16 protein-coding genes are annotated in these 18,562 nt (G+C 56.6%); 12 read left to right on the top strand and 4 right to left on the bottom strand.

The genetic code is table 11. From position 1 onward, the window contains the following. Positions 1 to 407: 407 nt before the first annotated feature. From NL112_RS22410 to NL112_RS22460, 11 genes are all read left to right on the top strand, one after another. The gene (locus NL112_RS22410) at positions 408 to 3,209 is read left to right on the top strand and encodes a DEAD/DEAH box helicase (RefSeq protein WP_255153013.1); all 2,802 of its coding nucleotides are present in this window, start codon (positions 408 to 410) and stop codon (positions 3,207 to 3,209) included. Between the two features lie 251 nt (positions 3,210 to 3,460). After that, positions 3,461 to 3,946 (top strand): hypothetical protein, encoded by a 486-nt coding sequence (locus tag NL112_RS22415; RefSeq protein ID WP_255153014.1) that lies wholly within the window; start codon positions 3,461 to 3,463, stop codon positions 3,944 to 3,946. An 85-nt stretch (positions 3,947 to 4,031) separates the two neighbouring features. Then, positions 4,032 to 4,796 (top strand): hypothetical protein, encoded by a 765-nt coding sequence (locus NL112_RS22420; RefSeq protein ID WP_255153015.1) that lies wholly within the window; start codon positions 4,032 to 4,034, stop codon positions 4,794 to 4,796. A gap of 125 nt (positions 4,797 to 4,921) precedes the next feature. After that, on the top strand, positions 4,922 to 5,197 hold the full coding sequence (locus NL112_RS22425; RefSeq protein ID WP_255153016.1) for a hypothetical protein: 276 nt from the start codon (positions 4,922 to 4,924) through the stop codon (positions 5,195 to 5,197). A gap of 172 nt (positions 5,198 to 5,369) precedes the next feature. Beyond that, positions 5,370 to 5,816, top strand: a complete 447-nt coding sequence (locus NL112_RS22430; protein WP_255153017.1) for a hypothetical protein — start codon at positions 5,370 to 5,372, stop codon at positions 5,814 to 5,816. Next, entirely contained in the window at positions 5,816 to 6,112 is a 297-nt protein-coding gene (locus tag NL112_RS22435; protein ID WP_255153018.1) for a hypothetical protein, read from the top strand. Before NL112_RS22430 ends, NL112_RS22435 begins: the two co-directional genes overlap by 1 nt. 22 nt (positions 6,113 to 6,134) lie before the next feature. Beyond that, on the top strand, positions 6,135 to 7,538 hold the full coding sequence (locus tag NL112_RS22440; protein WP_255153019.1) for an XF1762 family protein: 1,404 nt from the start codon (positions 6,135 to 6,137) through the stop codon (positions 7,536 to 7,538). Positions 7,539 to 7,613: 75 nt separating this feature from the next. After that, positions 7,614 to 8,816 carry a DUF6610 family protein gene (locus tag NL112_RS22445; RefSeq protein WP_255153020.1) on the top strand — a complete coding sequence of 401 codons (1,203 nt, stop codon included), beginning with the start codon at positions 7,614 to 7,616 and terminating at the stop codon, positions 8,814 to 8,816. Between the two features lie 97 nt (positions 8,817 to 8,913). Continuing rightward, positions 8,914 to 11,070: a putative sodium/potassium/calcium exchanger gene (locus NL112_RS22450; RefSeq protein ID WP_255153021.1), complete on the top strand. Its 2,157-nt coding sequence runs from the start codon at positions 8,914 to 8,916 to the stop codon at positions 11,068 to 11,070. A 140-nt stretch (positions 11,071 to 11,210) separates the two neighbouring features. Continuing rightward, the gene (locus NL112_RS22455) at positions 11,211 to 11,792 is read left to right on the top strand and encodes a DUF7995 family protein (RefSeq protein ID WP_255153022.1); all 582 of its coding nucleotides are present in this window, start codon (positions 11,211 to 11,213) and stop codon (positions 11,790 to 11,792) included. 58 nt (positions 11,793 to 11,850) lie between these two features. Then, entirely contained in the window at positions 11,851 to 13,146 is a 1,296-nt protein-coding gene (locus NL112_RS22460; RefSeq protein WP_255153023.1) for a hypothetical protein, read from the top strand. Between the two features lie 53 nt (positions 13,147 to 13,199). On the opposite strand, the gene NL112_RS22465 is transcribed toward NL112_RS22460, so the two are convergent. From NL112_RS22465 to NL112_RS22475, 3 genes are all read right to left on the bottom strand, one after another. Beyond that, complete coding sequence (locus NL112_RS22465) at positions 13,200 to 13,685, bottom strand: hypothetical protein (RefSeq protein WP_255153024.1); 486 nt, start codon at positions 13,683 to 13,685, stop codon at positions 13,200 to 13,202. A 25-nt stretch (positions 13,686 to 13,710) separates the two neighbouring features. Further along, on the bottom strand, positions 13,711 to 13,920 hold the full coding sequence (locus NL112_RS22470) for a hypothetical protein (RefSeq protein ID WP_255153025.1): 210 nt from the start codon (positions 13,918 to 13,920) through the stop codon (positions 13,711 to 13,713). A 372-nt stretch (positions 13,921 to 14,292) separates the two neighbouring features. Beyond that, entirely contained in the window at positions 14,293 to 15,342 is a 1,050-nt protein-coding gene (locus NL112_RS22475; protein ID WP_255153026.1) for a hypothetical protein, read from the bottom strand. 458 nt (positions 15,343 to 15,800) lie between these two features. On the opposite strand from NL112_RS22475, the gene NL112_RS22480 reads away from it, so the two are divergent. After that, positions 15,801 to 17,762 (top strand): hypothetical protein, encoded by a 1,962-nt coding sequence (locus NL112_RS22480; RefSeq protein WP_255153027.1) that lies wholly within the window; start codon positions 15,801 to 15,803, stop codon positions 17,760 to 17,762. 21 nt (positions 17,763 to 17,783) lie between these two features. Here NL112_RS22480 and NL112_RS22485 read toward each other — a convergent pair whose 3' ends face one another. Further along, the gene (locus NL112_RS22485) at positions 17,784 to 18,560 is read right to left on the bottom strand and encodes a hypothetical protein (RefSeq protein ID WP_255153028.1); all 777 of its coding nucleotides are present in this window, start codon (positions 18,558 to 18,560) and stop codon (positions 17,784 to 17,786) included. Between the last annotated feature and the right edge of the window lie 2 nt (positions 18,561 to 18,562).

An 18,562-nucleotide genomic window follows, 5' to 3' on the forward strand; every position in this document is an offset into this window, starting at 1 on the left:
CAACGCGCATATCTCGCATCCAAGCAACAACTCAGCTTTTCACATTGGGAATATGCCATATTAGCATCACAAACAGACACGAGAGACGGTCTGCTGGCGGATTCTCGAAGCTAACGGAACGTAGATCGGTCCTCACCGGGGTAGCGTAACCGGCGGTCTGGTGTCAGTTGTGACTCCAACCTGAGAGTCATCGGTGACTCGACTGCCTGAATACCGGTTCAAAATCGCTTCTACTGTCCATTTCGACCAACTATATGTGAGATATCCAACGTGCAAAGCCGAGCAACAAATGGCATCATAGATGAGTTTTCAAACATTGTCGAATCTAGAATAGACCTTTGATGGGTTCGTTTAGATTTTCCAATCATCGATAACAATATGACGATGAAGAATGTACGTCATTTTTAATGCCAACAGGTGACTCCATCGCTCTTGAAGAGTTAGAGAGCGACTTCGCCCTGCCTCCCATCTACGTTGATCATCTTAAAGAGGATCGTGATCCAGAACATCTGTGGAAAACACAGATTGATGCCCTGGACGCCGGATTGCTTGGATCAGATCACTTTCTGATGGTTGCTGAACCGGGAACCGGGAAGACTCTCGCAGCTGAGTTTGCCATCGTTGATAACGCCACCGCCATCTCCCGTGAGACCAGTGTCTACTTGGTTCCCTATCGCCCACTCGCTGAAGAAAAAGCAAGGTCATTTGGAAGTACAATTGGCGATGAACTTGATCTAAAAATCGAAAGTTCCCTTGGGGGAGATCGACATGATCCGGATGAGCTGTTCAAAGCTGACGTCATCGTGATGACGTATGAGAAGTTCGACTATCATCTACGTAACCATCCAACCTATCTCAATGAAGTCGGGCTCGTTGTCATTGACGAATTCCACACTCTGGGAAATGAAACGCGAGGACCGAACCTAGAGATCGCAACGACGAAACTACTAACCGACTTTCCCGATACCAGAATTGTCGGTCTCAGTGCAACTACACCGAACGCTAACGAAGTCGCAGACTGGCTCGATGCCAGTTGGAGCGACTCCGGTGATTGGAGACAAACGGAACTCTGGGAAGGGACACATGTTCTGGAAAGCGATGATATCACCTTCCATATACCTACTAGTGCGGATTCAGAATCGCTTGAAGTACCAGCAGTTCCCCAAGAAATCGCGCCAATTTTAGATCATCTCAAGCGCTCAGATACAAATCAAGCGCTCGTCTTCGCACCTACTCGCAATGATACCCAGAAGATCGCCAAACTTCTCAAACGATATCTGGAAAAACATCCTCGAAGTTCAGAGATCAGTACGAATGATGTCCGCTCTGAGCAAACAGCTGAAACGATTGACCAGTATGCTGGGCAGGAGGGAGAGACCGTTGCCAAGTTAAAGAAATACGTCAACTTTGGAATCGGGTTCCACCATGCAGGACTTCCTGATCAAATCAAACATGCTGTGGTAGATGGACTAGAGAACGAGGCACTCCGGTGTGTCATCGCAACGACGAGCCTTGGAGCTGGGATTAACCTTCCAGTCGATAGAGTATTCATTACGAAACCATGGATTGGGGGGCGTGGAGAGTATGGGAGAAGTATGACTGTGGGGGAATACAAGAATCTCGCCGGACGAGCGGGTAGACCTCAATACGGAGACGATAAGGGTGCGGTTGTAACATATGCTAGCAATCCCATACAAGCGTCATCAATTCAATCCGAATTTATTGATGGGACAATCGAAGCAGTTTCCTCGGAAATCGACCCAAGCGACCCCGAGCTTGTATTAAATCTACTTCGTGACCACGATACAACCAGAGAGGTATGGGAGTTTTTGGAAGACTCGTTCGGAGGCTACCGGTCGGATTTCCCACAAAAAGACTCACTTGACGCGATTGAGGATGCCGTCACGGAGTTGATTGAATATCAGATGGTCGAAAAAGGGAACGGGGGAGTGCTTTCTCTCACTGACCTAGGGGAAGCGACGTCGAAACAGTTGATTTCACCACGCACTGTGCACGCGGCCTTTGAACACCTTCAGGGCACAGTCATCGATGAATTCGATGAACTCGAATTCCTCAAAGTTCTTTGTGCTTCCCCCTTGATGGAGATGAATCGACTGTATCGCCGAGGTGGTGAACGTGGACTCGATATTGAATCACAACGGTCTTCACTCCCCTCAACGGTCAGTTCGAGAATTGACGACGAGACCCTCGCGAATGCCCTCGTCACTGCTCGCGTAATTAACCAATGGATCGGCGGTGATTCGGTTAATGATTGTTACGAAGACAACCGGATTTCCGCAAGTCGAACTCCTAGTGACCTCCGTGATAGAGCAGCTCCCATGTGTGCTCGCGGTATCAAGACCATCACCGAGATCTTGGAGGAAAGCCGACCTGAGGCCGATGAAGGGCTCAGAAATCGTTTAGGACTCCTCGAAGTCCAGGTAAAGCAAGGTCTCTCTGAAGAGGAGGCACCATTCGCTGAGCATGGAATTGCTACCAGCAGACGCTGGATTCAGCATATGCAGACTCAGATTGGAGTCTCACATCCCCGTGAGATCATTGACGAAATCACCGTACTCTTCGGTGACATGGACGGCAGTCGTGCTTATCGTTATACGCGGAAAGCAATCAACGAGTTCTCGGATCCGCCGGAGAAAGAGAAACTCCACACCCAACTTGATGCAAAAAGTGAGGGGTACGGAATATCAGAAGTGAAGACCTTGTTCGAAACGATCGAAACAGAGTTTGAGCGAGCGGTTGAAGATGCACTTGGCTCCTGTAACGGTCTCCAATATTACTCTCGTGACGAGTCCGGACAAGATCGAGTTCCCGAGGGAATACTTACTGTTCTGGATTCTACCGGCAGAGACGCCTACCAGTCCGGGGGTGAAGAATATCGAATTGCTTTAGAATGCAAATCGAAACAAGATCTGACCGATGGGGAAGTCTCGGCCGACAAAGCGACAGACATTGTCCGCAAAGCGAGTGAGTGTGAACTTTACCTAACAATCGGCACGCCGTCATTCGAAGCCTCAGCAGATGATGATGCCCGACGACAGGGGGTGCTCCTAATGCCAGTGGCAACCTTCGCAACCCTGGCCGTGTATGCTTCAACCAAATCCTACGATCTAGGCACGCTTGCGAAGGTCTTCAATCGAACGGGTGAGTTGCACCGCCAGACACTACTTGAGATTCTTGGAGAGAAGTAAAATATACTCGAAGGGCCTGGGGTCCGAATCACATAAGCATTCAAATCAAACTCAACCTCTTGCAGATCGCGGAGGAGGTAACCCACCTCACCACTAGCAGAGCACCAGTTCAGGACGGGCCCGTCACCCCTCACTCGTTTTATTTCCCCCCGGCGCGGTGCGGGGATCGCCTGCCCCATCAACCCTACCAGTCCGCACGACGTGAGATATCCCACCAGGCGAATCCGCCCGTTCCTGCAGGAACTAGGATCATGACTACCGATACCGACACCAGCGCCAGCTCGGCGAACCGCCCCCGCGCTCTCAGTGTGCATCACCAATCTGTTTTCGTAACGACTGAACACGAAGACGAAGACCAGGACGAACCCGAAGACACCGAGACGGAAACCGTCGACGAGGCCGGCTTGCTTACCCTCGACGACGAACCCTTCGAGACCACGCTCTCTCACCACGGGGTCGACGTTGATACCCGGGACCGAGCCTCACGAATCGAGACCGGCGGCTCTGACGAGTTCGTTGACGACCGTCCCCTCTCTGCAATCCGCGCTCAAAACGGTGAGAAGACGGTTCCCGAGGACGCGCCCGGTCTCCAAGGGACGCTGTTTGCGGATACCGCCGTTGATCAGCGAACCCTCGGTGGGGACAAAGCCAACGCCCGCTTCATGTTCGAGGCCGACCAACGCCGCCAACAGGCCGACTCTCGCGAACAGGACGCGTCTCGCGAAGCCTCTCGGTGAACTCCCCTTTTGCTACAATATCGTCGCTGGTGCTCGCGCTCGTTTATATGGGTGGACAGTCTATAGAGGAGTAAGGAACCCCTCCATGACTGCCGAAAGCCCTTGGGACAACAACCGCAAATTCTACGGCGAAAACGACTTCGGAGACGCGTCTTTTGAAGACGAGCACTACGGCCCCAACGACGTCGGTGAATCCTCCGTCGACGAAGCCCCGCGATGTACCCAGTGTGACCGCCCCGTCGACCCCGATCAGGACCTCTGCGAGGCGTGTGAGCGCGACAAGGAACTCGAATCGGAGAATCCCTATGAACTCATCCACGACGACGTCTCCGTGACCTACGAGAAACGCATCGACGATCTCGCGTTCGCTGTCGTACCCGCGAAATCGCGCTTCGAGGCGATCGTCAAGGCCACCCTCGCGTTCGACGCTCGAGAGAACGCCCCCAAGACGCCCGCCGGCTACGACGGTGTAACTTTCGAGCTCCTCCACGAAGCCGACGAATCAGATATCCGTCCCTTCAACATCGGCTGGGGCGCACTCCCTGAAGCCGTCCCCGTCGCGAGTGAGCGCGGCCTCGAACTCTTCAACAAAGCCCACAACCGCACCGACTGGTGCGATCGCCTCCCCGAAGGCGCTGAAGTTGACCTCGAACCCGAACCTGACATCTACCTCTACGACGAGGACGGAATCGCGATCTGCCGTGCTGGGCAGTTCATGGGTCTCATCGACGGATACAACGTCCCTGATGACTCCCGCGACTATACCCGGCCCGAGTACGGCAGCACCGACGAGGAACTGTGGATCGTCCCGGCGTTCTCCCTTGATGTGCATCCCACTATCTCCAACTGATTACGAGAACGGATTTTTTCGCCTGTTTGTGGCCTCCCGAGACGGCGGAGGAATCCAAACAGCATGACAACCACCAGCCGCAGTACCCGCCGTAGTACCAACCAGCGAATCTACGAGGTCGTTAAATGAATTCTCAGAAGGGTAGCTCTGGATCGGAGTTACTGGCCTGTCCTGAATGTGGTAACGGGCGGTTCTCATGGATCATCCATCAGGTTCAGTTCGGAGAGGTGCATCGTTTCGCGAACGGACATATCGACGTCGAAGCAACGAAGAATGGCCCCATCACCGACTCCGATATCGGTGAGAACGGAGTCTTTTGCGTCGATTGTCAGGAATCTCGAACCTACGACGAACTCGTGCCTGCCGACGCCGGCAACGACGTCGAGACGGAGGGTCGTTGATGCCGGCGTGTCTTTCCTGTGGGAATCAAGTCGCGTTCGTCCACCAAGTCAGGGGGACTGAAACCAGGCTCTATAACGCGAACGGTGAGTACGACGGCTCCGAATACCGGCAATTCGAGACCACCACCTGCTGGTGTGATGAGTGCGGGAGCCACAACGTGGAGTTCGACAGATGATGGGCCGCGAGAGCCATGTCTTCGACGACGACGAGCCACTCTGCGAGCAGGTTCACGCCGGGATGGTCTTCGTCACCAGGAACGGCGGCCACATCGTCCGCGTCACCCGGGTTAACGAGGAGGCTGACGAAATCACCCTGACCTACGACTCAAACGGGGAGACAGAGGTCCGTTCTGCCGATGGGATGTGGAGGTTCTGGGATCAAGAAGCATTCGCCGTTCCCAGCAAGGTCCTCCGTGACCCCGAGGCCGTCGTCACCGAATATGCCTTGTTCCACCTCGGTCGCGACCTCGAAACCATCGGTCGCAGTCACCAACACCACATCGCCGGGAGTGAGCGTGTCTCAGATATCGAGTTCGCGGTCTGGGCCGTCAGCGAAGCCCGTCGCGACAACTGGCCGCCCGATGACGCCGCTGGCGTTTACCTCGGAGGCGACCGGTAATGGGGGCACGTACGTTTTTCACGCGAGCGAGGGGGACGGACGCCGAGAGCGCGTTCCACAGCGCCGTCGAGGAGGCTCAGTACCACCACGGATACGCTGGGCGCACGGGAACAATCGCCGAGAAGAACTCGTTCACGCAAATTCCCGATGACGAAGTAGGCGACGCCGAGCCCCGGGAGTATGCCAACCAACTCATCGACGAGCAGGATTCTCGAATCAGCCGTAAATGGGGGCCTGCTGGGTGTATCCACGTCGAAGATGACGTGTATCTCTTCTTTGGATGGGCGAACACTTGACCCTCAGCACTTTCCCCAGCTCATGAGTACCTGTGAGCACCCCCAGTCCAGAGTGATACGCCCCTTACTCGAGGGCGACATCGTTGCGTTTCCCTATCGCAACGCGATCGGCCGCTATACCGGCGATAACTCCGATCCCTTCGAGTGGTACGCCAACCGGGGAGCCTCCTTCATCGACGGTCGACTGCCCGCCCCCGACCGAGACGATCTCGATGTGATGATAGAGTCGGGGGAGGTCCTCATCCTCAAGACCGGATTCGGCTCTCTCGCTGCTTATGACGCCTACCGGACGTACCCGGATTGCGACCCGCGCCTCGTCTCTCCCGGTAGTGCGCCCTCGACGAGCCATCTATCACTCCGTTCCGAACGTGGGTCTGGCGCTCGCGAGCGCGTCAACGGCTTCCTCAAACATCCAGCCGTCAGGTATCAGCACGACCCCGTGACTACGCCCTTTCGAATCGCGCTCACTGCCACCTACCAAGAGCGAGAGGTGGCGATGGCGGTCCTCGGACGTCCGCGGGGGCGACACAACGCCGACGGTCGGACGGTCGAACTGTATCGCTTCGCTGCCCATCCCGACCGGCCCGCGAATACCGGATCGTGGCTCCTCTCACGCTGCTGTGCGTGGAGTCGCCTCGAAGGATACGATCGCCTGCTCACGTACGCCGGTGTCCAGAACGGCAACGAGGGAACCATGTATCAGGCCGCTGGGTTCGAGCTCCTCGGGACGACGATAGCTGACCGGAGTGAATGGCACTCTCGTGAGGGCCGCGCCGGGGGTGGAACGTACCGGAAGTGTCGCTACAGATACGTCCTCGCCAGTCATTCGATCGAGGCCCGAAGGCCCGCTGGTCGCGTCAGTCCCGATCAGGCCCGCCTCATCGACCAGGGCACACCAGTCAGACCCGCGTGTGCCTCTCCCCGCACGGTCGCCCAGGGTGAACTTGTCCAGACCCGCGAGGAGCACCCGGCTCGTCGAGGGGCCACCCTCACCACCGACGCCCAGGCGTTCCTCGATGAGTACGACTGTGGCGAACCTGACGACACCGCACCGCTCGTCGCGTGCTTCGCCTACCGAACTCCAGAAGACGCCTTGGTTGCCGCGCTCTGCCTTCGAGACCACTCCGGGGAGCAGAACCCTCGGGACAACACCGAAGCCGTCACGCTGTCCACAGCGGGCGTCCAGACCGACGCCCTCGCCTACCCGGTGAACGTTCTCCGGGGACTCATTGCCGACGCCTGTGAGTGGTCGCGGCTCCACGGCTACGCGACTGTCGAGAACTGCCTCACCGGAAACGTCGCGACCGCCGCAGCCGAGGGGGTCGCCGGCCTCGATATCGACCACGACTGCGATTGTAACCCATACGTGGAGGCAGCCGAACGAGCCTCCTCGTCGTCGCGATCCCCCTCTGTGTCCTCCGCGTAGGTGAAGTTTCGTACGCCAGTTTTGTCGGCGGCGGAGCGGTGCGCCGCCAGCTGACCATCCAGACATCCACTTCCTATGGCGAGTTCAAATACCAGTTCAGCCGAGAGCATCGGCCACGGCCAACTCGACCTCGCCTCGTACCTCTCGCCGGCGACTCCCGACACACTTGAGGACCGATACCAGGGCTCGGGAGACAAGCACTCCGACCCCGGGACCGAGATCGAGATCGAGACCGACACCGAAAGAGAACGCGAGGGTGACGCGCTCCCTATCGAAGTCGCCCGTCGTGCCGAGTACATCGGGTTCCTTCATCGAGCCCCGTTTGCGACTGAGGCATACGCCCTCGGGTTCGTCACCGGCGCTCGCGAAGACTGTCGGATTCAGGATAGCAACCTCCGCAACGTCGACGTCCCGGTCCTCATGCTCGACAATGATTTCAATCGACCTGACCTTGAGCGGTATCTCAACCGCTTCCGTGAGGTTGAGCCCGAAATCGGTGTCGTTGGAGATGCCCATACTCCCGAGGAAGCCCACACGTTCGTCGACGCCGCCCGGGACCTCAAATCCGACTACTCCGACGCGACTCTCATCATCGTCCCGAAGTGTCGCGAGGCCATCGACATCGTCGCCAACGCCGATGTCTCCGGGGAATCGCTCGTCCTCGGATACGCGATGGGGGGTTCAGACATCAAGGCGTGGCACTTCTCGGACATTGCCAACTGGCGCGGTCACCGTGTACATCTTCTCGGAGCCAGCCCGACGAAGCAATGGCGCGTCATCCAGGAGCTCACCCAACCGAATCTCACAGAGGATCCGCCTGCGGACATCATCGGCCTCGATTGGAACGGTCCGCAGGGTATCGCCTACAAGGGTGAATCCTGGTCTCGTGAGGGGTGGCAAGACGCTGACTTCCTCACCATCCGCGAGACCGTCCGTCGAAGTCTCCGCGAGATGCGAGCATTCTGGGAGGAACGTGGAGTATGGCCCGCTGAAGGTACGACGCCGATCGAACGCCTTGGGCACGCCGTCAAAGAACCGGACGACCCGATCTGGGCTGCCAACGGCGGTGACCTCAGCGACCCCGATCCACTCGGGTCACCCGACGAGTGGGCCGAACTCGTCGACTACGAGGACGAGGACGGGCCCTATCCCATCGAGCAGGCCATCGTCGTCACCTACGAAGACGGTCGAACACTCGCGTATCGAACTCAGACCGAGCGCGACTACGTCGAATACCACGAAGGACTCTGGGCGAAGGTCGTGGATGAACGGGCGTGACGGTCGCCGCGGCCCTACGTTACAGTCCGAATTGTCGGTGTCCGCGTGTAGCGTAGGACTCGATTTGTCTGGCCCCCGCGCAGCGGAGGCCCACAGAATGTCCTCACCACCACCAACCGACGCTAGTAGCAACAACGACATGACGAACCCAATCGAGGAGTTCCAGGACGACAGACCCCAGCAGGATCAGCTCGTCGAGAGCAGCGCCCGGGCGTCGGCTAACACTGACAGCCGGATCGACGAAGGCGGGAGTAACGAGTTCGTCGACGACCGAACCAACGTGTGCAACTCGACAGAAGACACCGGCAAGCAGGCCACTCTCGGTTCCGAGGTGATCGAAGACGAGGCCGATCGCACCGGCAGCCAGCCGACTGAGGATCCGGAGTACCTTGACGGCGGGACCCAGGAGAGCGCACTCGACGCGCTGGCTGATGGCTCTTGGAACCCCTCCACGATTTCCCGAGCTTTCGATGTCACCGGGAACGTCGCCAACTCAATCATGGAGATGGGGTCAGACGCCAGCCATGTCCTGAAAGTCGAGGACAACACGGGCGACCTGACGGAGTGGCCGGGGATCGGGGACGCTTCGGCCAGCTCGATCCGGTCGACGATCCCGCTGTTGAAGTCCGGGGGAATCACCCGCTACGGTCTCCCCCTCAGCGACGACGATGACCAGGCGACCGAGCACACCGGCGGCGACATCAGCCTTGACGACGACCTCCAGGAGAGCTACGGCCGCCACGATCGGATCGCTCCCGAGACTGGAGAGCTTGCCCGCTGGGAGAACTCCGACGGCCACGCCCTCTGGGTCACCTACGACACGACCGTCCCTGAGCACCGGGCCTACTCCGTTGAGTCCGACCGGGGCGCCGTGAAGATCGATATCGGTCCTGACGAGGTCGATGGGTGGGTCGCCAACCTTGCCGATCGAGCCGACACTATGGCCGACGACGACTCGAGCGGCGGTCGGGACGAGTGGGCCGACGCCGTCGAGTACCTCCGGGAGTTCTACGGTGACACCTACGACGAACGAATCACTCTTTCAAATGACCTGATGGACCACGGGACCGAGGAAGAGCTCGATGTCCCGCAATCGGTCGGGGGCGAAGCGGTGACGCAACCGCTGATACGCTATCAGGACATCCCGCCGAAAGACGCCTGGACCCAGATTATGAACAGCGTCGGTCAGCGCGAGGCCGATCAAATCCGCGAGCTGCTCGTCTCCTTTGCGGCGGCCGAGAGAGAGACCGGCGCCGATGTCGACGAAGATGCCGACGACTTGGAAGGCGTCGAGAGTGTGACCGAACAGACGGTCATGGAGGGGATCGTCGGGTCTCTGGACGTTCCTGAGCCCTGGATGATCGTCGACGAGCATGAGGACGCCGAGCAGGAGCCCTCGATCCTGGTCGAGCACCCGGACGGCTATCTGGCCGAAATGTGGCTCCGGGGCGAAGACGTCTCCTCCGGCGTCGGCAAGTGGGACGTCGAGTACGTCGACCCGGTGGGGACCCGGCGGGACGGGAGCGGGCAGTTCCACGAGAGCGCCCAAGACGCGCTTGACGAACTCGTGCCGCACATCAAGGAGGTCCGGGCCGAGGAGCGCGACCGGGCCGAACAGCAGGCCGAGCAGGAAGACGTCGACTGGCCTGAAACGATCAGGCGCTTCCGCCTCCGAGAGCAGACCGCGAGTGGTACCCATGCCGAGTACCGGACTGACTACCTCTCAGGCTACGGCATACTGGGGACCAAACGGCAGGAGCGGTCGGAGGACATCCGGCTCTACGACGACACCCGGAAGTATCACTTCATGGATGAGAGCTACGCCCGGAAGGAGACCGCGATCGAGGCAGCCGAGGAGAAGCTCACGGACCTGACGGAGACACTCAATGGTCGGGAGAACGAGGTGATCGAGCAGAACGATATCCCCGACCATGTTCTCCCCCACCGCTACCGGGACGATCTCGACGACGACCAAGATGATGGCGGTGACGACGTCCCGGACAGCAAAACCCGTCAGATGGGTATCTCACCTGACGACACCGACCAGCTCACCGTCGATATTCGCTTCGCCACCGAAGGCATAAGCGCCTCAGTCTACGCTATCTCCGAGATACCCAACCGAGCCGATCTCCTCGAGGAAGCCTGGTACACTTGGGCCGAGGTCGACGAACTCACCACGGACACGGAGAGTCACGTCACATTCGAGATTCCCGTGCAGCACTCCGAAAACGGGAACGAGGACGCGACGGACTAACTCCTGTCCGTTTGTCGGGCCCCGCACGGCGGAGGCCTATCAAAATGGAATCCGCTGAAGACGACAGTATCGCAAGACAACGAATCGTCGCTATTCGTGAAACGACCAACGAAGAATTACTGGCCTGATCCTCAATGCACATGCTCATTCGCGTCGTCTCCGAAGCCCACGGCGCCGAAGAAGCGACCGGTATTGCCCGGAGCCTTTTCGAGGGTGAGTACGCACAGCTTTGCCCCGAATTCGACTACGGCAAGCTCATGACCGAAGGTGGTCGCTGGAGTCAGTCATTCCCCGAATCTATCCAGAATGAAGGGTCGATTCGCGCAGACTCCGAGATCGGGAACGAACTCATCGAGAACGCCTGGGTATCGACCACTCGCGAACTCACTCGAAGGATGGCCGTCATCCGCAAAGGATTCGAGCAGTTCACCGACAAAGAACTCCTTGAAGGCCGTCGTGTCGAAGCCGAGGTCGAACCGTGGAATCCACTCGGTCTCGCCCAAAACGAAGAGGAGTTCTACGACTCCTACACAACCGACGTCCGGTATGCGATGTACTGTGTCGGTGACTACGCCGGCACGGTCTACTATCTCTACAACGGCTACGGAACCGCGATTCGGAACCACTCCGAGTACGAACAACTCCTTGAGGAGATCGCGACCGACGACACAGACAACGAGGATCACTCGTTCTTCGTGACGCCCATTGACGTCCACTACTGAACCTACCCCCATATCCAACAACACATGTTTTTAGACGAGGGGTCGGTTTCCTAACAATATGAGTGAGATTCCGTCTCTCGGACACTTAGCGGTTCCACTAATCCACATTCCTTCGAACCAGATGGTGATTCGTCGGTACCGCAAACTGAACAAGCGGAACATTCGGACCTTTTTCGATGAAGGACTGTTCAGCCGACATATCCCTACATTCTGGGACAACAATGAAGGACTCATTGAGCAACCGGCTGAAAATCCTGCGCTTCGAGCCGGTGCTGTTGTCATAGCCAATCGGAAGCGGCGGCGGAGAGGGTTACCTGAACTCTCCATCACACAAGAAGAGTTCAAGGAGCAGATGACCGAATTCCATGTAGAGGCCCGAAACAAGTATTTCGCGAACTGCTGGCGCCTCGGGACGCCGGAACTTGATCAGATCTGGAAGGAGTACACGGGGGACGAGGATATGACTGAGGGCTTCGCTTTTGAGACGACGGTGGGACAGTTCATACGCGCACTCCCGACAATCCCGGACGGTGTTGACCCGGACGAGGAGGATTCCGACGGGTTAGATTTCACTGAGACACCGGTCGGGGAGATGTATCCCAGTGATCCTCGGACGGACATGCATGTCGGTGCTGTCCGGTACCAAGTACGAGAACTGCCGAGTGAAGTGCAACCCACAGGATATCAGTCAGCGATTAACTTTTTCAAAGGATCTGGATACGACCATGAGGTTGAATTCCGCTTCCTGTTCAACCCATTTGATTCTGCCAAACTGATTCAGTTTGATAAGGACGCCCGCCCTGTCGGCGCACAACCAGAGGTTGACCAGGAATACCGATACTTTCCGATGGATACGCGTGGAATGGTGAATCGCGTCATTCTCGCTCCGAACGCTGGCGATGAACAACGGGAGCGGATTGAAGACACTCTGGATGAATTGGGTGTCACCTACGGTCAGGGGGAAGAACATGACCTTGAAATCGTCGAGGCAAATGCAGAGGGGCACCCCCTCCATGAGACGCATCCCTACGCGTCTGAACTAGACGGTACAGACAACTACGAAGGTACCGCCGAGAACCTCAATCAGGCACGTGAAGATTTCGTAGACGAGTCGGACCCAGACGTCTGGCCCGTTCTAGACCTCGTCGAACTCACCAGAGAACGGGCAGGAACGATCATCGAAGGGTATCGACACCCGACTGAGAACCCCCGCATCGATATGACTGAATATGGTCACGACGGGTATCAGGCAGTCGTCGTCAACCGGATCTGTGCGAACGGTGGAACGGACGAATACCTGAATGAGTGTGCAGAGGAACGGTTTGGAACCTCCGACCCGGACAAGGAGGAATGACCGATTGACTCCATCTATGCTGCTGATTAAGAATGAGGTACGAAATAACCATGTTAGAGTGGGAGGATTGGGTACGACACACTCACCACGAAAACAATCGTCACAATTACTGGGTTGAACAGGGGGTCGCCTGGCAGGTCACCATCAACCGCACGTGCCCGGTATTCTTCTGGGTCTCGGACTGCGAGGGCGTCGCTCTCCGTCGCTATCGCAAACACTACCAAGAACGGTGTCAGGGAGACGAGCACTGTCCAGGGGGTGATATCCGCCGCCAGGTATCCGAGTGAGAGAATCCACGGCGGGAGCCAGAGAAAGATCGAGAACCCGGAGAGACGGATGAGCTGAGCATCTATCGTTGCAATCTCACCGTGTCGCACCGCTTCTGGCCACACAAAGCGCGTGATTTTCCAGTCGACGGTGGGGTCGGTGCCGCCGAATTTACCGACAGCCCAGTGGCTCCCCTCGTGGAGGTACGGTGAGACCACGATGGTGACGATGTAGGCAGCGATGTAGGCGAAGGGGGTTGCGATATGATCCATGACTGGTGGAAGGGAGTTGAGAAGGTTACTGGCCGGGGTGGTATTCGATGTAGCAGTCACCGCCGTCATCGTAGAAATGTGCCGTCCAACCAGTCGAACCGAGCGCGTCAGCCATCTCCTTAATCTCCGTGTCGTCAACAGCGGTGCCGCCGCTGATCTTCCACTGCACCGAATCGTCCAAGAACTTGAGTGACGCCTTGTGCTGGGTGGCAAGGTTGACTAATGCTCCAGTCATGTCCGTGTGTATAGAAGCGAGGCGTATCAAGTCCCTGGAGAGAAACTGGTAAGACCCGAGTTTCCGTCACATCTCGTATTATTGTGAAGAGTCGGGATGATCTCGCGGCGCTGCGACCCGGGCGAGACACCGTTTGACTACCCAGCAGTACACAGCTGCGACCGGTGTGATAGGGATGTCATCCTCTTGGAAGCGGCCCAGCGAAAGAAATCGACCTGTATTCCATTGCGATTAAGCACGTCGTGCTGACTGGTCATGTGCGAAAGAAGCCGAGTCAAGGGCGATGGATGTGGAGGTTGCGGATGCTGTCCTCGCGTGGCTGGCCATCCGGTCCGAACGTTCGGACCCAGTATAGCCTAACAGAGAAAACACTCAGTTCAACGGTAAATCTGATTCATCAAGCGGGCGTTTCCGTATTGATCGGTGACCGAGGGTTGGGAATACAGACGTATCAGGGTCGTGGGGGAGCGCAATAGCGTCGATACGCCGGTCCGGGTGGTACGGGGAGGTATAGAACAGGATAGCTGGTTCGCCCGGCGCGGCCAAGTTCGAGGCGTTCGCCAACTGCCGAGGCAGGGCAAAGAAGTCGTGGCCGAAGAGGTTGGCCATGGCAGTGAGTTCGAACCCTGGTGTGCGACCGGTGATATCGACGGCGACGATATCGGGTGGCGACGCTCCGCGGTCTTTCTTGTACTCAATGCTGTACCGGGCGTGTTGTAGTGCCGATGCGAGGGTTTGTGGAAGCGTGACCACTGTATTACCCACGTCGATTTGTGGCACGTCCTGCCCGTTGACTGTGATTGTCGTGGTATCGTAACTCGGGCGTTTCCGCGTGACCTCAATACTGTCTTCCCCATTCATGACGAGATCACGGTTCGCATCGGTCGAAAACTCTACTGCATGCCTGAGTTCGAATACGTTCTGGGCAAACCACAACTCGGACGAGAAGTCGCCTGTCGAGAGTAGCAGTTCAGCCCCGTGTTGGTTGCCGAGTTGCTCGGTTAGAATCTCCTCGAACTTTTCGTGTGCACCGGAGGGAACTGGGTGCTGGTCGACGAAATACCGCATATAGCCAGCTACCTCAACAGCGGCGGTGATTGCTGGGACGCCTCCCATCATCCCGTTTGAGATATATTTCTTGGCCTGCACAGCAAGGGCGGTCGTCACGATATAGCTGAACAGCGACTCGTAGTGCTGGTCGAGGTACTGCCAGAACGAGGCGAGCTTCTGTGCCGACACCTCAACACCGATCATGCTCAAGGGAATGAGATTCCCTTCAATCGCAACACTCTGGGAACCGACCGGTCGAAGACGGTATTTACCGCGGAGGTTGACGTGTAGCGTATCGTCTACTCTGTTCGTATATGAGGAAAGACTCGTCACCCAGGTGTGACCATTAAGGGTCGTCTCCAATTCGTACATAGCTCATCTTAGAGAGCGCTAATCGATTCGAATTGATAAGTATTGAGGCCTGAACACCGAACTTCCGGATAAATTGAGCTTCGGATGGTGGATCAGAGCGTGATGTCGTCGAAGAAGTTGGGTACACGATCCAGTACACGTCCCTAAAGCAGGAGGACGCTCAATCCAACGAATCGTTCGACAACTCCTCGATTTTCATCGAAGCTGGGATGTCACACGATACACATACATGGCGTGCGTTCATGAGAAGCTGCACAACCTTGGAATCCCAGACACTGGCCATGCCTGGATATACCGGAAGCATGACGGGATAGTCGACGAGACCTGTCTCAAACTACTGTACATCATCGGCCCAAATCTGAAATCCCCCGGAGCAGCGTTGAAAAACTAACCGTCATTCCCGCTGCATCTCCCCCGCTTGCGGAACTATTTAAACAGCCCTCTTCGTCGGGTTAAGTATGCCAGAGGACTTTCTTGGGAGTATAGAGTTCTCGTCAGAATCAGACGACCGAACTCCCGAGGAATTCATCGATCTAGCCCACGACCCCGACATACTGTATTACCATATCCAGGACTCCAAGCAGAAACTCGACCGAGGGGTCGAGGTAGATACTGATGGGAAAGACGATGAAGTCATCGTCCACTCGAAGGTCGAGGTTTTCCAGTCTGTGATGCAGTATGTGGAAGCGTTCAGTATCTACTATCTCGCCTACATCAAGGGTCGGGAGGACTTAGTAAAGTACCTCATATCCACCTACCCAAGAGAGGTGAAGTCGTTCTACACCAAACTCAATGATGGAGAAGTTGCGGAGTACCTAGACAAACACGATATCGAGGCTGATTACCGGGACCTCTTAGAATCACTGTTTGGCTACCGATTCATCACAGAGGACGTAGACGATGAGCAGTTAGAACAGATAGATCTCGACGAGTTATCGGCAGATTCGATTGATGACCTCGTTGAGCAGTCGGCCGAGATTCTGGATGGCCAGATTCAGGATATCGGGGACTTCTATCTCGAATTCGGGAATGCGTATAACGCAGTCAAACACGGGAATCGGATAATCCCCCAGACAGACAACGAGTTCCAGATATCGAGAGAAAGGGAGGAGGATGTAGATGTCGCGATTGACCTTGATTTCGCGCTCTTTCTTTGCAAGCACGAGGATAAGGCCTACTTGACCGGAATCCCGGTTGACCACCTCCTTGAGCACTCGCTGGACATAGCTGAACGTGTTCACGACCTCTTCACGTATCTCAGGCGAATAGCAAAGGCGGCGATTGAGGAGGAATGTGAGTTCAGCGTTCCGTTCTACGGTCCTTCAGACGGTGAGGACTCACCGCTGAGATGGGTGAAAGTCTGGAATGAGCATAGTGTGCTTATTCTTCCGCGGACAGAGGAGATTGCGGAGCTTCTGGCAGAATCCACATCTGAACGTACCGTTGCCGGTCGTCTCCGTTTGGACGGGAGGACCCTCCAGATAATCACTGAAAACGAAGATTCCGTATCTCCAGAGTATCCTGTAATGGTAACGCTGGAACAGCAGGGGGTTCAGGGGCTGACCCCTCAGCCGCTCTTTGGTCTCAACTTCACGTTCACTCTGAACGTGATCGATGTCGAGCAGTACTACGACCTTCTCGAGCTGGAGGATATCCAGGAGGGGGAGGGTGTCGACAACACAGAGCTCCACGATAAGGATCGAGGGGAAGAGTTCGAGGTAGGCTCGCCAACCTCGTTCAACATTCCCTCCATCTATGATCCGTTTGAACGGGAGGTCATTGAACAGCTGTACTATCTGCAGTTGGTCACAGACACGAAAATCCCGGTCCCTCTCGAAATGGCTGAGTCTCACGCCGAGGTTATCCGGGAGGCGATTGAGGCGGATCTCGAACGGGATGATGCAATAGAAGCTGTTGAAAGTCTCCGCGAAATCGGGGAGGATGCCGTGGTCACTGGAGTCTATGTTGACCGTGTTACTCGAGCGGCGGACAGGTTAGAGTCCGAGCTAGTAGGGAGTATCTGGGGTGCGTTCGATTTCGGGTTTGAGTTCGAGAGCGACGAGATGGCTGAAGAGTTCGAACAGGAATGGGGTGAAGAAGGCGATGAGTTCACCATTGGCCTCGAAGGGTATTCAGGGTCCTTCGACGAGTTAGTTCAGGAGTTGCAGAAGGATGTAGACGATGTCGAACCCTTCATTGACGCTCTATCAATCAGAAACGACAGAACTCAGCCACCGGACATCCTGGTCAATTACTCTATTGGAGAGTGCAGATTCTGGTATACCGAGCACTCCCTTCGTGTCCAGGTCATTGATGAAGAGGCTGGCCACGGCCCCATCGAGTGCGAGCTTTGTGGCGAAGTGACAATGGACGTTCAGACTCATCTATCCGAGGACTGTGAAGCAGACCCGTTCGCTTGAATCCTGTCCAGACTACAAGGGCTAGTCGTCCAGGTCCAGTCCTGCGGTAGGCTTCTCTTCGCCCGCGAACGTCTCCAACAAGTACAGGACGCTGAACCCGAGGTTCTCATGGATCCACTCTTGGTTCGAGTAGATGTCCGTGAAGTCGCCAGTCACGAAATGGCTGATACCAATCTCCTTCTTCAGGAACACGGCATCACAGATCAACGCGATATCCGCCGTGTTCTTCATACGGACCGGCCACTCTTTCAACCGGCGCTCCACATCAGGGTACTCTCGGTCCCGAACCGGTTCCAGATAGACACGGGCCTCAATCTGGTCCTTGTGCTTAATCGACCGCTCCATCAAGACGTCCTTCAGCTTCCGAGCAGCCTCACGTGCCGTCCGCCGAGTGAGCTCGCCCTCCTTCTCGAAATACCACTCAAAGTACTTCTGGAGCCGTGGCCGCACCTCCTTCTCCTCGGACTCTCTCATGTCGAACCGGTCGACGTACTCATCCATCACCGTCTCAATATCCAGCTCCTCGTCCCGGTAGGTTTGCAGCCGCTTCCCGAACTGCCTCAGCTTCAACCGGAGCTTCGCCCGCTTTTCCCCGTACAGGCCTTCGTCCCGGTCTAACCGGATGTCGGCGGAACGCCGACTGTTGTCCCCGGTACTGGAGCAGTACTCGTAGACGGCGTTCTTCCCGGTGTAGATCGTATTGTCGGTGTCGAACAATCGTTTGGCGTCAGGGTACCACCGGTCGTTGATGAAGGTGAGTCCGATAAGGCAGTTGGTGTCTACGAAGTACCGGGTCATGG

Source organism: Halorarius halobius, from assembly GCF_024298865.1.
Taxonomy (GTDB): domain Archaea; phylum Halobacteriota; class Halobacteria; order Halobacteriales; family Haloarculaceae; genus Halorarius; species Halorarius halobius.

What these genes read in the sequence shown, in the direction of transcription:
- NL112_RS22410 (WP_255153013.1), top strand. Translation starts at nt 408, where the DNA reads ATGCCAACAGGTGACTCCATCGCTCTTGAAGAGTTAGAGAGCGACTTC.
- NL112_RS22415 (WP_255153014.1), top strand. Translation starts at nt 3,461, where the DNA reads ATGACTACCGATACCGACACCAGCGCCAGCTCGGCGAACCGCCCCCGC.
- NL112_RS22420 (WP_255153015.1), top strand. Translation starts at nt 4,032, where the DNA reads ATGACTGCCGAAAGCCCTTGGGACAACAACCGCAAATTCTACGGCGAA.
- NL112_RS22425 (WP_255153016.1), top strand. Translation starts at nt 4,922, where the DNA reads ATGAATTCTCAGAAGGGTAGCTCTGGATCGGAGTTACTGGCCTGTCCT.
- NL112_RS22430 (WP_255153017.1), top strand. Translation starts at nt 5,370, where the DNA reads ATGATGGGCCGCGAGAGCCATGTCTTCGACGACGACGAGCCACTCTGC.
- NL112_RS22435 (WP_255153018.1), top strand. Translation starts at nt 5,816, where the DNA reads ATGGGGGCACGTACGTTTTTCACGCGAGCGAGGGGGACGGACGCCGAG.
- NL112_RS22440 (WP_255153019.1), top strand. Translation starts at nt 6,135, where the DNA reads ATGAGTACCTGTGAGCACCCCCAGTCCAGAGTGATACGCCCCTTACTC.
- NL112_RS22445 (WP_255153020.1), top strand. Translation starts at nt 7,614, where the DNA reads ATGGCGAGTTCAAATACCAGTTCAGCCGAGAGCATCGGCCACGGCCAA.
- NL112_RS22450 (WP_255153021.1), top strand. Translation starts at nt 8,914, where the DNA reads ATGTCCTCACCACCACCAACCGACGCTAGTAGCAACAACGACATGACG.
- NL112_RS22455 (WP_255153022.1), top strand. Translation starts at nt 11,211, where the DNA reads ATGCTCATTCGCGTCGTCTCCGAAGCCCACGGCGCCGAAGAAGCGACC.
- NL112_RS22460 (WP_255153023.1), top strand. Translation starts at nt 11,851, where the DNA reads ATGAGTGAGATTCCGTCTCTCGGACACTTAGCGGTTCCACTAATCCAC.
- NL112_RS22465 (WP_255153024.1), bottom strand. Translation starts at nt 13,685, where the DNA reads ATGGATCATATCGCAACCCCCTTCGCCTACATCGCTGCCTACATCGTC.
- NL112_RS22470 (WP_255153025.1), bottom strand. Translation starts at nt 13,920, where the DNA reads ATGACTGGAGCATTAGTCAACCTTGCCACCCAGCACAAGGCGTCACTC.
- NL112_RS22475 (WP_255153026.1), bottom strand. Translation starts at nt 15,342, where the DNA reads ATGTACGAATTGGAGACGACCCTTAATGGTCACACCTGGGTGACGAGT.
- NL112_RS22480 (WP_255153027.1), top strand. Translation starts at nt 15,801, where the DNA reads ATGCCAGAGGACTTTCTTGGGAGTATAGAGTTCTCGTCAGAATCAGAC.
- NL112_RS22485 (WP_255153028.1), bottom strand. Translation starts at nt 18,560, where the DNA reads ATGACCCGGTACTTCGTAGACACCAACTGCCTTATCGGACTCACCTTC.